The following is a 14,685-nucleotide window of genomic DNA, read 5'->3' as shown; positions in this document are numbered from 1 at the left end:
CCGGAACGTGACGCGGGACCCCGGCGTCTTTCATGCCGCAGGCCGCACCCCCACCCCGAGTGGCGGGGAACGTGTTCCGACCCGCCCCCGGCGACGGCCCGGCACCACCTGGTTCTGACCTGGCTCCACCTGGCTCCACCTGGTTCCACTCGGTACCACCTGGTTCCACCTGGTCCCGGCCCGGCCGGCCCCGCTCGGACGCGGGGCGCCACTCCGCCGCCCGGTACGCGCTGATACGCACGGTGAAGAAATCTGCACGTGTTGTGATGTGGATTCGGCGTTCAACGGAAAGGAACGAGCGCTCATGCGCGAGATCCTCGGAAGGCGACGCAGGCTCCGGTTCCGGCGCAAGGCGAGGTCCGCCCGGCTCGACGCGGCGGTCACCTTCGCCGTCGAGTGGGACTGGCCCGTCCTGCCGGGAGCGGGCCTGAGAACGACGACCCGCACGGCCGCCGGCGCGGCCTGTGCCTGCCCCGACCCCGACTGCGCGGTCCCCGGGGCCCACCCCTACGACCCCGGGCTGCTCGCGGCCACCACGGACGAGCGCATGGTCCGCTGGTGGTGGACCAGGCGCCCGGACGCCCCCGTGGTGCTGGCCACCGGCGGCCGCGCGCCCTGCGCCGTCAGCCTGCCCGCGATGGCGGGCGCGCGGGCCCTCGCCGCGCTCGATGCCTCCGGCCTGCGGCTCGGCCCGGTGGTGGCGACCCCGACCCGCTGGTCCATCCTCGTCGCCCCGTACGGCCTCGAACGGCTGGGCGAGCTGCTGTACGCCAAGGACAGCGTGCCCAGCTCGCTCCGGTTCCACGGCGAGGGCGGCTACCTGCTGCTGCCGCCCTCGGTCGCCGGGGCCGGCCAGGTGCGGTGGGAACGGGCGCCGCTCACGGGTTCGGCCCGTCCGTGGCTGCCCGACGTCGAGGCGGTGGTCGACGCCCTCGTCGAGGCGAGCACGAGCACCCCGGGCGGCGGAAGCCGGCTGACGTACTGACGGGGAGGCCGTGCGGGGGCGTGGCCGAGAGGCTGCCGGGGGCGTGGCCGCGAGCCGGGCGGGAGCGTGGCCGCGAGCCTGCCGGGAGCGTCGGCGCGAGCCCGTCCGGGGCCCGGACGTCGGCCCCCTCGGGGCCCCGGGCCGTGATCCGCGCGGGCGGCCACGGGGCGGCCGTGGGCGGCCCCGGCTGCGGCGGCCCCTCGCCGGTTCACCCGAACGGGTGTGTCCTGGGCCGACTTGTCCGGAAAACGGGCGCGCGGCAGGCCGGGCGCCCGCCGCCCGACGCTATGTTCACCCCACCGTTCAAGATCTCCAGCCGAGCAGGAGCAGGTGGGTTCCATGGGGCCGGTGAACCTCCGCGTGGTCGGACTCGGGACCGCCGTCACGGTGGCCGTCCTGCTGCCGCTCGTCGCCATGGCCGGACCGACGGGCGGCCCCGTACGACCGCCCGGCGCGGGCGATGCCAAGGCGGGGGACATGCTGAGGGACCTCGGCCTGGGACCCCGTACCGCCGCCTCCCCCGCCCCGGCCGTCCCCGGCGCCGCCGCGACCGTCCCCGTGACCCCCGAGCGGGTCACGCGCTGCGGTCCGGAACTCGCCTCACCCGAGGGCGTCGAGGCGCAGACCTGCGTCCTGAGCGAGGGCCCGGACGTCTGGGCGCGTACGTACTACCGGAATGCGGCGGGGCAGGATCTCGACGCGTTTCTGACCCTCATGGCGCCCGGTGGACGGACCGTTCACGTGCGTTGCCCCGTTCCCGCGCAGGACGAGCCGGGGACCTGCGAAACGCCTCCGGAGCGTGGTCGCGGCGCCTCCTCCGCCTATACGGCGGTGGCGGAATTCGCGGGCACGGGCGAAGGGGCCGACACTCCGTTGCTGCTGCGCTCGGGCAGCAACACGGCGGACAGCGAAGGAAGTTGAGCGTCGACGCTCCGGACCTGCCGGGAGCGGACATGGAAAGGCCCGATCGCTGGCGACGGGGGATGCACCAGCGACCGGGCTTCCAGAACGGTAACAAGAGATCTGCTGTTCGCAAATTCGATCTCGGTTATTCGGACAGGGATTTACCCGTCGCCCGACCGCGTTGTGGCGGAAGTCACCGACTGGTCGGTCTGTCAGTCACCGATACCACGTGGGGTATCAGCTGAGAGTCACCTGACGGTTCGTGAGGCCGCCGCGCGCCCGGCGCTCCTCCGCCGTGAGCGGGGCGTCCGAGGCGAGCGCCGCGGCCAGCCGCTCGGCGAACTCGGCCGCCGGCTTCTCGCAGTCCTCGGCCGTCATCGACGACGGCAGGTCCCACACCGGCACCATCAGGCCGTGGGCCCGGAAGGAGCCGACGAGCCGGGTGTCCGCGCCCAGGGAGGTGCCCTCCCCGGCCTGGAGTCGGGCGAGCGCGTCCAGGAGCTTCTCCTCCGGGTGAGGCATGACCCAGCGGAGGTGGTTCTTGTCCGGAACCTCGCACCAGTACGCCGAGTCGACGCTCGCCAGCTTCACGGTCGGGATCGCGGCCGCGTTGGCCCGCTCCAGGGAGGCCGCGACCTCCGGGTCGGCACCGTCGGCGGACTGCGGGATCCAGAACTCGAAGCCCGTGTGGACCTCGGGCGTGAACGCGGCGTCCGCGTCGAGCAGCTCCTGCAGGCGCGGCCCCTCCGCCGGCACCCGGCGCGCGGGGACCGGGTTGCCCGGCTCCGTCTCCAGGGCGCGCTGCAGGGTGTCGGCGAGGTCGCGCGCCAGGTCGCCGGAGGTGGAGTCGTTCTGCAGGGCGAGCAGGACGGAGCCGTCGTCGCGGCGCAGCGCCGGCCACGCCATCGGCAGCACGGTCGCGAGCGTCACGGACGGCACGCCCTCGGGCAGCCCGCCCTTCAGCGTGAGCGGCACGGTGGCGGCGGGCACCAGCTCGCGCAGCGCCACCCAGTCGCACTCGCCGGGCAGGCCCTCGAAGGGGCGCTGGACGAGCTCGGTCACGGCGTGCGCGGCGGCCCGGCCGTGACACGCCTTGTAGCGGCGGCCCGAACCGCACGGACACGGCTCGCGGGCACCGACGACCGGGATCTCCCCGCTCGTGACCTGTGCCTGGCCGGTCTTGCCGGCCTTCGTCTGGGGGCGCTTCTTGGCCATGGTGTGGCTTTCTCCCGATCGCGGCGTGCTGCGCGCTGTGTGCGCTGAGTGCGTGCTGTATCGGGCGCGAGCCTAGTCGCACCGGGCCCGACCGCCCCTCAGGCGGGGCGTGGTCCCGGTGCGCGGGTGTCAGTCCAGATCGTCGTACGCGTCCAGGAAGTCGAAGCCGGAGCCGCCGCCGACGCGCGCCGCGAAGTCCTCGCGGCGATGCCCCTCGGTGACCACCACCCAGACGGTGACCTCGCCGGTCGCGCTGTCCCGTACGCCCCAGTCCTGGGCCAGCGCCCCGATGATGTTCAGCCCGCGGCCGCCGTGCGCGGTGACCGAGGGCGTCGACGGAACGGGTCGCGTCGGACCACCGCCGTCCGTGACCTCGACCCGCAGGCCGCCCGCCGGATCGACCCGCCAGGCCGCCCGTACATCGCCTTCGCCCCGCTCCGAGCACCCCAGCGGCCTGCCGTACCGACAGGCATTGCTGAGCAGTTCGGAAAGGATCAGCACCGCGTCGTCGACGACCGATTCGGCCACCCCGCTGCGGTACAGCTCGTCCCGCATCCGGTGTCGCGCCTCACCCACGCCCGCCGGGCCATGGGGTACGGCCATGCTCGACGACGTGGGCACCTCCTGTGCCACCACCAACGCCACCCCCGAGACCTCCTTTGCCCCACGCACCGTGTGAATGCCCCAATGGCCTGGACCGGAAACCGGCCAATCCGCGTTCGATGAGGCACTCGTGACGATCGCGTACACACGGAACGCGCCGGTGCACTCCCTGTAAGTCCTGTTGTGTCCTGTGACGGGTGGGAAAGGCGAGGGGGACGTACCGGGAGGATTCAGGGCAACGGCGCTCAGTCGCGGCCCAGCTGGGCGAGCACCTGCTTCGGACGGTTGGTGATGATCGCGTCCACTCCCAGCCGCTCGCAGAGCTCGACGTCCTCGGGGTCGTCCACCGTCCAGACGTGGACCTGGTGCCCCGCCTTCTGGAGCCGGAGGATCACCGCCGGGTTGTGGCGGACGATCCGGATCGACGGGCCCGCGATGCGCGCCCCCGCGGGGAGCCGCCCGTCGCGCAGCCGGGGCGAGACGAACTGGGCGAGGGACACGGTGGGCAGCGTCGGCGCAGCCGCGGCGATCCGGTACAGGGAGCGGGCCGAGAAGCTCATGATCCGCACGGGGGAGTCGGCCGGGGACTCCGGCTCGTCCAGGCCGAACCGCTTCAGGAGCTGCAGCAGCCGCTCCTCGACCTGGCCCGCCCACCGGGTCGGGTGCTTGGTCTCGATGGCCAGCTCGACCCGCCGCCCCGTGTCGGAGACCAGCTCCAGGAGCCGTTCCAGGGTGAGGACCGAGGTCGATCCCGGGGCCTTCCGGTCCGGGCTCTCGCCGGAGTCCTCCCATCCCTTCCAGGTCCCGAAGTCCAGCGCGGCGAGATCGGCCAGCTCCAGGGTGGACACGGCGCCGCGGCCGTTCGAGGTGCGGTCGACGCGCCGGTCGTGGACGCAGACGAGATGGCCGTCGGCGGTGAGCCGGACGTCGCACTCCAGGGCGTCCGCGCCGTCCTCGATGGCCTTCACATAGGCGGCCAGGGTGTGTTCCGGTGCGTCCTCGGATGCTCCACGGTGGGCGACGACCTGGAGGGGGACGCGGTTCGGGTGCTGCCGTGCGTGAGTCACGGCGTCATGGTGCCATTGGCGGGGCGGGGCGGGCACACTCGAGGTCGTCCGTTCTGTCCGTATATAAAGGAAGGGGTGGGAACGCACAGCTCCGCCTTACAGCGGCCTGACGTCCTGTGGGAAAAGCTGGTGCAGCACCCTGGAACCAGTAGGTGGCCTCGTCGGCCACCACCCCGCGCAGTCAACGAGGAGAGCGAGCTGTGAGCACCGAGAACGACGGTACGGCGGTTCCGGCGGACCCGGCTGCCCCGTCCGCCCCTCCCACGCCTCCCGTACCCCCGGCCACGGCCCAGGCCCCCGCCCCGTCCGCCGCGACCCCGGCCACGCCGGAGCCGGCCCGGACGGAACCGGTCCCGACGGAACCGGACCCGACGCAGACGCTGCCCCAGACCGAGGCGCGGCCCGAGGCGCAGACCCGCACGCTGCCGCAGACCGAGGCGCAGACCCATTCCCACCCCCAGACCCCCTCCCACCCCCAGACCCCCTCCCACCCCCAGGCCGACTCCCACCTCCAGCCGCCCGTCTACGCGCAGGCCCCGGCCCACGCCCCGGCGGCCTCGGACGGTGGCTGGCCGCCGCCTCCGCCGGCCGTACCGGCGTGGGGTGCGCCGCCTCCGCCCGCGCAGCCCGCCCCCGGGGCCCGCAAGCGGACCGGCGGCATCGCGGCGGCCGTCCTGGCGGCGGCGCTCGTCGCGGGCGGCATCGGCGGCGGCATCGGCTACTGGGCGGCCGAGCGCGGCGACAACGGCGGCTTCAGCTCGACCACGGTCTCCTCCGGCGACGCCCCGGCCTCCTTCAAGCGCGACCCGGGCACGGTCGCCGCGGTGGCGGCGAAGGCGCTGCCGAGCGTGGTCACCATCCAGGCGAAGTCCGGCGGCACCCAGGAGGAGGGCGGCACGGGCACCGGCTTCGTGTACGACCAGGAAGGCCACATCGTCACCAACAACCACGTGGTGGCCTCGGCCGCGGACGGCGGCACGCTCTCCGTGACCTTCTCGGACGGCAAGTCGTACGACGCCGAGGTCGTCGGCCGGGCGGAGGGCTACGACGTGGCCGTCCTGAAGCTGACCGACGCCCCGGAGGGACTGACGCCGCTGCCCCTGGGCGACTCCGACAAGGTCGCCGTCGGCGACTCGACCATCGCGATCGGCGCGCCCTTCGGCCTGTCCAACACGGTGACGACCGGCATCATCAGCGCGAAGAACCGCCCGGTCGCCTCGGGCGACGGCTCCGGCGGCAGCAGCTCGTACATGAGCGCGCTGCAGACCGACGCCTCGATCAACCCGGGCAACTCCGGCGGCCCGCTGCTCGACGCGAGCGGCGCCGTGATCGGCATCAACTCGGCCATCCAGTCCACCGGCAACGGCTTCGGACAGTCCCAGGCGGGCTCCATCGGCCTCGGCTTCGCGATCCCGGTCAACCAGGCCAAGAACGTGGCCCAGCAGCTGATCAAGACGGGCAAGCCGGTCTACCCGGTGATCGGCGCGACCGTGAACATGAACGGCAAGGGCTCCGGCGCCACGATCGCCGCCCAGGGCGCCGGCGGCACCGCCGCGGTCACCCCGAACGGCCCGGCGGCCAAGGCGGGCCTGAAGGCGGGCGACGTGATCACCGGCTTCGGCGGCCACCAGATCGACAGCGGCCCCACCCTCATCAGCGAGATCTGGACCCACAAGCCCGGCGACTCCGTCAAGGTCACCTACGAGCGCGACGGCAAGACCGCCACCGCCACCGTCACCCTCGGCGAACGCACCGGCGACAGCTGACGGCCCCGCCGAACACGAGGGAGGGGAGCACCCGGACCGGGTGCTCCCCTCCCTCGTGTCAGGCCCGCCCGTGATCGTCCCCGGTGGCCGGGTCGGGCGCGAGCGGTGGAGGCGGGCGGCCCGTCCGGCGGAAGGACCGTGGTCCGGCCACACCGAGCACAGGCGTCACGCAAGGAGAACACCCATGAACTCCTGCCCGGTTCCCCGGCGTTGCGCCCACCGAACGGGACGAACCCCCGCACCCTCGCCCCCCACCCCCTCCTCGTACGCGCCTCCCACCCGGTCTCCCTGGCCCCCGGGACCCCTCCCGCCCCCCGAAAGTCAGTACATCCGCAGCCGCACCCAGCCGGTAGGCTGTAGCCGCTCCGCAGCAGGCGAGGCGGGGCGAGGTGGGTTGCCCGAGCGGCCTAAGGGAACGGTCTTGAAAACCGTCGTGGCAGCGATGTCACCGTGGGTTCAAATCCCACACCCACCGCAGGTGAACGGCCCCTGACCGGATGGAACGGTCAGGGGCCGTCGGCGTTCCCGGTGCCGGGGGAGGGGCGCGGGTGGGTTCAGGGGTGGTTGCGGGCCTGGGGGTCGTTCAGGCAGAGGGCGATGTTGCGGACCGCCGCGGTGAGTTCCTCGATCACCCGGGCCGCCTGCTCCGCGTTGTGGAAGACCGGGCGGTCCGTGAGGGAGCGGCGCAGCTCCTCCGCGGCCCGGACGGCGAGGCCGGCCTCCCCGGTGGCCACGGGAGGGGCCGCGGGCGCGGGCGCCGTGCTCTGAGGGGGAGGCGGAGGGGTGGAGGGGTACGGCTCGGGCTCCGTCCGGTAGCCGCCGAAGGACGGCGAGAAGGCGCCGGAGCCGGTGGCCAGGGAGGTGCGCGCCTCCTCCCGGATGTGCGGGGCCGTGAAGTGGTCCTGGCTGTGTTGGGGGGCCGTGAAGTGGTCTTGGCCGTGCTGCGGGGCGGTGAAGTGGTCCTGGGCGTGCTGGGGGGCCGCGAAGTGAGCCTGGCCGTGCTGGGGGAGCGCACCCTGGCCGTGCTGGGGGGTCGCGCCCTGTACGTGCTGGGGGACCTGGGTCTGGTCGTGCTGGGGGACCGGGGCCGGGCCCTTTCCGTGCTGGGGGGTGGGGGCGGGGGGCAGGGACTGGCGGGCCCGGGGCAGGGCCAGGTGGTCGAAGCCCGGGAACGCCGGAGTGGTCGGGTGCGCGACGGGCTGGGGGTACTCGCTCTGCCACTGCGCGCGGTAGTACTCCACCTGGTCCTCGCAGGAGGAGCGGGAGTGGAAGACCGCGGTGTCGTCGCCGAGGTCCGGGTACCAGAGGTTGGGGCCGGGGAAACGTACGGTCCGCATGCGGGGCTTGATCTGCTCGGCGCACCCCATGCAGCAGCCCTCCGGCACGATGAGCGGGATGCCGCCGCTCTGCTCCGGACGCCGGGGGCCGCCCTCCGGTCGGTACTCCCCGTGGTGGCAGGGCGGCAGTTCGCCGCAGGCCCGGCAGACGGCGTAGTGCTCGGGGAGGACCTGCCAGTCCATGCTGGCGGGGGCGCACCAGTGCTTCACCGCCGACCGGGGCAGGTTCTCGTCGCGCAGCACGAGGACCACCGGCCGCCTGTAGAACTCGGCGCGATCGGGGGCCGGTTTGAACGCCTGGTTCTCGGCCCGCCGCAGTTCGTTGGCGTGCCACCACAGCTCCACGTGGTCGCGCCACGCCTTCTCGTAGGATTTCGGCCATGAGCTGTCGGGGTAACCGGTGATCTCCAGGACCCGCCACGCCCGCCGGTCCAGCACGACGATGGAGCCGGCCCGGAGCCGCAGATGTGTCCCCTTGCCGTCCTCGTCCGGCCAGTCGTGACGGCCGATGAGAGTGGGCTGGTCCGGGAGCCACCTGCGAATCTGCATGACACGCTCCTAGGCGACGAAACCTCGTGGTTTCAACTGGGGCAGTAGGTGACATTCTGAACAATTTAGGCGTCGCCTTGGGGTTAGACACGCACACAGCGCTGATCCATTGAGGGCCGGAAACGCCTTCTGGGCCGGGCATTTCGCTTCCCCGCCCGACGGGATCCGGAGGCGCGCGTCCCCACGGGGCGGCTGCCGCGGAGCCGGGCCGCGGCGCCCCGACACCCACTCGTACGCGTGACGCCGCTTCCACCGTCGGCAGCCCGTACGTATGCATCCTTCCGTGCGGTGGCCGCCGACGGCCCCGGACGGGGGGTTTCCCGGTCCGGAGAGGTGGTAAAGCGGCCGTCGCCCCGCGGCCGGTACTCCTCCGGCTCGCTCCGGCCCGCTCCGTCCCAGGTGGGCCCGGGCGGGTGGGGGCCGGCACGCCGCCTGGCGGGGGGACCTGTGCACCCGGCCGGAGGTGCCGCCTGGCGGGGGGACCGGTGCGCCCGGTCGGAGGTGCCGGCTGGCGGGGGGCCGGGGGGTGGGTGACGATCGCAGCAGGCGTGGGGTTCCGCCCGCGCGTACGTGTTCGGGGCTTCGGCCGGGGTTCCTTCCGGCGGTCGGAGAGCCCTGTCCCCCTTCCGGCCTTGTTGGAGGTACGCGTCATGGTGGGCTTCTCGCTCGACTCCGTCGAAGCTGTCGTCGGCGGGGGAAGGGCCGTGATCTCGGCCGACGACAGCACGGTCGTCGCCGCCGTGCAGGACGCGCTGCGGCACGGCAGGTCCGCGACGTTCTACCTCGCTCCGGAACAGGCGGCGGCGGTCAAGTCCTGGTACTGGACGCCCAAGAGGGTCGAGGAGCGGGGTCTTGAGCCCGTCTCGAGCGAGGAGTTGGGCAGGATCGAGACCGAGTTGCGGGTCGAGGGCATGGGCCAGTCGTACTCCAACCGGATCGAGTGCGAATGCGGTGCCGTCTACGGGGCGTTCGAGTTCGTCCAGCAGGGCATCGCGGAGCACGGCAAGGAGCAGGTGGACGCGGTGCTCAGGCTGGAGGACGTCTACGTCATGCGGGTCAATCCCGTGAACTCCGCCGTGTGCCCCGCCTGTGCGCGCGGGATCATGGTCGGCCACGAGTACGACATGACCGGCCGTTACGGGTGCTGCCGCACCGAGGCACCCGTCTGACGGGCGAAGCGGCAGGTGGGAGGGCGGGTCCCGGGAGTCGGGGTCCGCCCTCCGCGTTCGCGCTGGCGGGCCGGGCGCGAGGCGTCCGCTCAGGTGCTGTTGATGCCGTCGGTGCTGTCGGTGCTGTCGGTGCCGTCGGTGCCGTCGGCGCGGTCGAGGCGGTCGGGCAGGGCCCGGGCCTGGGTGGTGCGGATGTTGTCCGGGCCGAAGGCGGTCAGGCAGGCGTCGTGGGCGGTGGTGGCCAGGGCGCGGGCCTTGGCGTGGTGGCCGAGGCCGTGGAGGGCGGTGGCCGCGGCCAGGTCGGGGGCCCCGGTCTCGGGGCCGCGGTGCCCCGGGGGCAGGCGGCGGTGGACCTCGTCGGCGCGCGCCGCCTCGGCGAGGGCTTCCTCGTGGCGGCCCAGGGCATTGAGGCCGGCGGCCGGCGAGAGGCGTGCGATCAGGGTGAACCGGTCCGGTTCGTGGTAGGTGGCGAGGAAGTCACGTGCCAGTGTCCCGGCCGTCGCGTAGTCGCCCAGTGCGTTGAGGGCCGCGATCCGTCCGTGCAGGGCGCCGATCAGGACGAACCGCATCTCCGGCGTCTCGTCTTCGAGGGCCGCGGTCCGCGTGACGGCCGCGCACTCGGCTTCGCATGCGTCGTGCCGGCCGAGCCCGCTCAGCGTCTGGGCGCGGTCGGTCCGGAGCTTCAGGGTCATCGGGTGCGCGGCGCCGAAGAGCTTTTCGTGGTCGGGCAGCACCGCGTCGAAGGTGGCGAGCGCCTCGGTGAGGCGGCCCTGGGCGATTTCCGCGAGGCCGACGATGCCCCACGCCATCGGTGCGAGGGGTTCGTCGTGCGGCCGTGCCTGGGCTTCGGCCACGGCCCGCGCCCGGCTTCGGCCTCGGCGTGGCGTCCCGCCTCGTAGTGCGCCCTGGTCTGGGCTGACGCTTCCATCGTCTGCAGACCGGCTTCGTGCCCGCCGTGAGGCCGAGAGAACGTCATGGCCGGAGCATACGAACGGCGCGGCTCTGCGGATGCGGTTTGCGTGGGGTGCCCTGATGCTTGAGGGGCTGGAACCGCGCTAGGAGGCCGCTAGGAGGCCAGGATGTCCATGATGGACAAGCTCAAGGGAATGCTGAAGGGTCACGAGGACAAGGCGTCCCAGGGCATCGACAAGGGCGGCGACTACGTCGACCGGAAGACCCAGGGCAAGTACAGCAGCCACGTCGACACCGCCCAGGAGAAGCTCAAGCGGCAGATGGGCGGGACGGAGCCGGGGCAGAGCCAGGACAGGCCGCCTCAGCAGTAGGGCTGGTTCGCGACCATCGTCACCGCAGGGGTGTCCCGGGGTTCCTCCCGGGGCGCCCCTGCGGTGCTTCGCGGACCGTGCCGCGTGGTGCGCCGGACGAAAAGGTCTGGCAGGGGGCGTACGCGGGGGCTTGAATCCGGTGGGAGACGATCGGAGGAAGGGGCCCGTCGTGGTGCGCATCGTGCTCGTCCAGGGGGACATCACCGCGGAGGCCGCGGACGCGGTGGTCAACGCCGCGAACTCGTCGCTGCTCGGCGGCGGCGGGGTCGACGGCGCCATCCACCGGAAGGGCGGTCCGGAGATCCTCGCGGCCTGTCAGGACCTGCGGCGCTCGCATTACGGCAAGGGGCTGCCGACGGGCCGGGCCGTGGCGACGACGGCGGGGCGGCTGCCCGCCCGCCATGTGATCCACACGGTCGGGCCGGTCTGGTCGCGGGACGAGGACCGCTCGGAGCTGCTGGCCTCCTGTTATCGGGAGTCCCTGCGCGTGGCGGACGAGCTGGGGGACCGTACCGTCGCGTTCCCGGCGATCTCCACGGGCATCTACGGCTGGCCGATGGACGACGGCGCCCGCATCGCCGTCGAGACGGTACGGGCGGCCCGTACCGAGGTGGAGGAGGTGCGGTTCGTGCTGTTCGACGCGTCCGCGTACGCGGCTTTCGAGGCGGCGGCGGGGGACTCCGCCCGGTAGGGACGGGAGGGGACGGGAGGGGACGGGAGGGACGGAAGAGCTGATCGCCGTCGGCGGTCGAACGTCTCTTCCGGACTCGCGAGCGTGCTCGGTCTTCTTCCGGGGGAGACGCGCCGTGGTGTTCGGCCGAGGGGCAGGTTGGCGCAAAAGGTGCCGGAACGCTTCCTCTCTTGTGGCGTACCGGTAGTGGCTGTCACGAACCCTCTGTACGGCGGTGAGCTGCGGCTTTCCCCGGAGCGCCGGGGTTTATCGGCTTGTCCTCACGCTTGAGGGGGAATCGGCCGCTCCGGGGTGGTTCGCCGGGGATTCGGTGGGCAACTCTGGGTTCGCGACGTCGAGCACGAAACGACCGGGGCGGTGGGCCGACCGCCCGGGTGATGGCCGTACTTCAGATCAGTTCAGAGCAGCTCCGTGCACCAGCACTCGTTTCAGTTCCCGGAGGAACACACATGGCAAGCATCCGTACCGCCCGCATCCTCGCCGCTGCCGCCGCCCTGCCCCTCGCCGCCGCGCTCTTCACGGGGGTGGCCCAGGCCGACAACGGCGGATTCGCGGACGACGGATCGAACACGAGCGTCGCCACGATCATCGGCAGTGGCGTGGGCGGGAACAACCACGGCAACTCCACCACCACGCAGCAGGTGGCGACCGGTTCCGGTGCCTCCAACCAGAACAACACCGCGAGTGTGAACGGCTCCGCCTTCACGCACATCGCCCAGTCGAACAACGTGGTCAACTTCCTCCCGTGGTGGTGACCGGCAGCACGGGAGCCGGCCCGACGGGGGGCATGACCGCGGTGTGAACCACGGCCCGCACGGCGGTACTTCGGTACCGGCGTGCGGGCCGTCGCGCTGTCGTGCACCGGGTTCCGGGGCGGCCGGAGGAGGCTGCGGGCGTCGGCGACCTTGACAGGCGTCCTGAATCTGACGGACAGTCAGAAATCTCAGTCGTCCCACGGGAGGCCGTCGCCGTGCACCTCGCCCCGACCGAGCGGCAGCTGCGGCTGCGCGCCGAACTCCGCGCGTACTTCCGGGAGCTGATGCCCGACGGCCCACCTCCCGCGGACGACAGCGGCGCACAGCGCCGACTGCTCCGCCGCATCGGCGCCGACGGGCTGCTGGGCCTGGGCTGGCCCGAGGAGTACGGCGGACAGGGGCGGGGCCCCGACGAGCAGTTCGTCTTCTTCGACGAGGCGTACCGCGCGGGCGCCCCCGTCTCGATGGTCACCCTCAACACCGTCGGACCCACGCTGATGGCGTACGGGACCGAGGAGCAGAAGGCCTGCTTCCTGCCCCGGATCCTGCGCGGCGAGACCGTCTTCGCCATCGGGTACAGCGAGCCGGAGGCGGGCACGGACCTCGCCTCCCTGCGCACCCGGGCCGTGCGGGACCCGGCCGGGCCGGCGGGGAGCACCCCGGGCGGACGTCCCGGCGACGACGGCTCCTGGGTGATCGACGGGCAGAAGGTCTTCACCTCCAACGCGCAGAACGCCGACTGGATCTGGCTCGCCTGCCGCACCGATCCCGACGCGCCCCCGCACAAGGGCATCTCCATCGTGCTCGTCCCCACCGACGCCCCCGGCTTCTCCTGGACCCCGATCGCGACCGTGGGCGGCCTGACGACGACCGCGACGTACTACGACGGGATCCGGGTCCCGGCGGGGAACCTCGTCGGTCCCGAGCACGGCGGCTGGGGGCTCATCACCAGCCAGCTCAACCACGAGCGGGTCGCGCTCGCCGCGATCGGCATGCAGGCCGAGGACTTCTTCGAGGCCGTGCTCGACCGGGCACGTACCCCCGATCCGGTGACGGGCAAGCGCCGTGCTGACGAGCCGTGGGTCCGGATCCGGGCCGCCGAGGCGCACGCCCGGCTGGCGGCGACACGCCTGCTGAACTGGCGTTTGGTGGGGGACGTGGGGGCCGGCCGACTCGCCCCGGGGGACGCCGGCGGAGTGAAGTTCGCGGGAACCGAATCGGCGGTGGAGGTGTATCGAATATGTCAGGAGATCGCGGGCGGGGCGGGCACGGTGCGAGCGGGATCGCCGGGGGAGTTCGACGGCGGTGAGCTGGAGCGCATGAACCGCGCCGCGCAGATCAACACCTTCGGGGGCGGGGTGAGCGAGGTGCAGCGCGAGATCGTCGCGAGGATGCGGCTCGGCATGAAGGGGAGGGGACGGCGATGAGCGGCACCGAACCGACGACGGACGGGCTGTACGAGCTGCTCGCCGCCTACGAGGGCCGGCCGGCCGCCACCGGCGGCACCGGCAAGGACCCGGTCAACCAGCCCATGATCCGGCACTGGTGCGAGGCCATGGGGGACACCCACCCCGCCTACCGCGGACCCGACGCGGTCGCCCCGCCGACCATGCTCCAGGCGTGGACGATGGGCGGCCTGTCCGGGCACACCGACCGCTCCGGGGCGTACGAGGAGCTGTTCGCCCTCCTCGACGGCGCCGGATACACGTCGGTGGTCGCGACGGACTGCGAGCAGGAGTACCTGCGGCCCCTGCGGCCGGGCGACGAGATCACCTTCGACGCCGTCATCGAGTCGGTCTCGCCGCGCAAGACCACCAGACTCGGCACGGGGCACTTCGTGACGACCCGGATGGACGTGCGGACCGGTGGCACCCTCGCCGGCACCCACCGCTTCCGCATCCTCAAGTACGCGCCCGCCGCCCGGCCCTCCGCGACCGGGCCCGCGGCCGGGCGGCCGCCGGCGAGGCGCCCGCGACCCGTCGTCAACCGGGACAACGCCGGGTTCTGGGAAGGGGTTGCCGCGCACAAGCTGCTCATCCAGCGCTGCGGCGCCTGCGCGGCCCTGCGCTTCCCCTGGCTGCCGGGGTGCGCCGACTGCGGCTCCGGTGAGTGGGACGCGGTCGAGGCGAGCGGCGCCGGGACGGTCTTCTCGTACGTGGTCGTGCACCACCCGTCCTTCCCGGCCTTCGACCCCCCGTACGCGGTGGGGCTGATCGAACTCGCCGAGGGCGTGCGGATGATCAGCAACGTGGTGGGAGTCCCGTACGACAAGGTGCGGATCGGGATGCCGGTGCGGCTGGAGTTCCTGCGGGCCGACGAGGAGCTCGAGCTTCCCGTCTTCCGCGCGGGAGGGGAGGACTGA

13 protein-coding genes, 1 tRNA gene and 1 pseudogene are annotated in these 14,685 nt (G+C 73.0%); 10 read left to right on the top strand and 5 right to left on the bottom strand.

The window, feature by feature from the left end:
• Positions 1–304: 304 nt before the first annotated feature.
• Together AC067A_RS12095 and AC067A_RS12090 are read left to right on the top strand one after the other, a co-directional pair.
• A complete protein-coding gene (locus AC067A_RS12095) occupies positions 305–985 on the top strand; it encodes a bifunctional DNA primase/polymerase (protein WP_478618116.1) in 681 nt (226 codons plus the stop codon).
• A 339-nt stretch (positions 986–1,324) separates the two neighbouring features.
• Complete coding sequence (locus AC067A_RS12090) at positions 1,325–1,906, top strand: hypothetical protein (RefSeq protein WP_478618113.1); 582 nt, start codon at positions 1,325–1,327, stop codon at positions 1,904–1,906.
• 219 nt (positions 1,907–2,125) lie between these two features.
• Here AC067A_RS12090 and AC067A_RS12085 read toward each other — a convergent pair whose 3' ends face one another.
• From AC067A_RS12085 to AC067A_RS12075, 3 genes and pseudogenes are all read right to left on the bottom strand, one after another.
• On the bottom strand, positions 2,126–3,103 hold the full coding sequence (locus tag AC067A_RS12085) for a DUF5926 family protein (RefSeq protein WP_478618111.1): 978 nt from the start codon (positions 3,101–3,103) through the stop codon (positions 2,126–2,128).
• 129 nt (positions 3,104–3,232) lie between these two features.
• A pseudogene (locus AC067A_RS12080) lies at positions 3,233–3,834 on the bottom strand (ATP-binding protein).
• Positions 3,835–3,951: 117 nt separating this feature from the next.
• Positions 3,952–4,773, bottom strand: a complete 822-nt coding sequence (locus tag AC067A_RS12075; protein WP_478618108.1) for a glycerophosphodiester phosphodiesterase — start codon at positions 4,771–4,773, stop codon at positions 3,952–3,954.
• Positions 4,774–4,973: 200 nt separating this feature from the next.
• On the opposite strand from AC067A_RS12075, the gene AC067A_RS12070 reads away from it, so the two are divergent.
• Entirely contained in the window at positions 4,974–6,539 is a 1,566-nt protein-coding gene (locus AC067A_RS12070; RefSeq protein WP_478618105.1) for a S1C family serine protease, read from the top strand.
• Positions 6,540–6,927: 388 nt separating this feature from the next.
• Positions 6,928–7,014, top strand: a tRNA-Ser gene (locus AC067A_RS12065).
• A 79-nt stretch (positions 7,015–7,093) separates the two neighbouring features.
• Here the strand turns inward: AC067A_RS12065 and AC067A_RS12060 are convergent.
• A complete protein-coding gene (locus AC067A_RS12060; RefSeq protein ID WP_478618102.1) occupies positions 7,094–8,425 on the bottom strand; it encodes a hypothetical protein in 1,332 nt (443 codons plus the stop codon).
• A gap of 650 nt (positions 8,426–9,075) precedes the next feature.
• On the opposite strand from AC067A_RS12060, the gene AC067A_RS12055 reads away from it, so the two are divergent.
• Positions 9,076–9,594: a hypothetical protein gene (locus tag AC067A_RS12055; protein WP_478618100.1), complete on the top strand. Its 519-nt coding sequence runs from the start codon at positions 9,076–9,078 to the stop codon at positions 9,592–9,594.
• A gap of 89 nt (positions 9,595–9,683) precedes the next feature.
• Here AC067A_RS12055 and AC067A_RS12050 read toward each other — a convergent pair whose 3' ends face one another.
• The gene (locus AC067A_RS12050; protein ID WP_478618097.1) at positions 9,684–10,448 is read right to left on the bottom strand and encodes a tetratricopeptide repeat protein; all 765 of its coding nucleotides are present in this window, start codon (positions 10,446–10,448) and stop codon (positions 9,684–9,686) included.
• Positions 10,449–10,673: 225 nt separating this feature from the next.
• Between AC067A_RS12050 and AC067A_RS12045 the strand changes: the two genes are divergently transcribed.
• The 5 genes from AC067A_RS12045 (at position 10,674) to AC067A_RS12025 (ending at position 14,685) form a co-directional block, all read left to right on the top strand.
• On the top strand, positions 10,674–10,877 hold the full coding sequence (locus AC067A_RS12045) for an antitoxin (RefSeq protein WP_478618094.1): 204 nt from the start codon (positions 10,674–10,676) through the stop codon (positions 10,875–10,877).
• A 169-nt stretch (positions 10,878–11,046) separates the two neighbouring features.
• Complete coding sequence (locus tag AC067A_RS12040) at positions 11,047–11,568, top strand: O-acetyl-ADP-ribose deacetylase (protein WP_478618091.1); 522 nt, start codon at positions 11,047–11,049, stop codon at positions 11,566–11,568.
• Positions 11,569–12,017: 449 nt separating this feature from the next.
• Positions 12,018–12,323, top strand: a complete 306-nt coding sequence (locus AC067A_RS12035; RefSeq protein ID WP_399522280.1) for a hypothetical protein — start codon at positions 12,018–12,020, stop codon at positions 12,321–12,323.
• A gap of 215 nt (positions 12,324–12,538) precedes the next feature.
• Complete coding sequence (locus AC067A_RS12030; RefSeq protein WP_478618086.1) at positions 12,539–13,750, top strand: acyl-CoA dehydrogenase family protein; 1,212 nt, start codon at positions 12,539–12,541, stop codon at positions 13,748–13,750.
• A complete protein-coding gene (locus AC067A_RS12025) occupies positions 13,747–14,685 on the top strand; it encodes a bifunctional MaoC family dehydratase N-terminal/OB-fold nucleic acid binding domain-containing protein (RefSeq protein ID WP_478618083.1) in 939 nt (312 codons plus the stop codon). Before AC067A_RS12030 ends, AC067A_RS12025 begins: the two co-directional genes overlap by 4 nt.

The organism is Streptomyces sp. NPDC043176 (genome assembly GCF_056436715.1).
The sequence above is the reverse complement of the archived record's forward strand: the minus strand, read 5'-3'. Positions and strand labels throughout refer to the sequence as shown.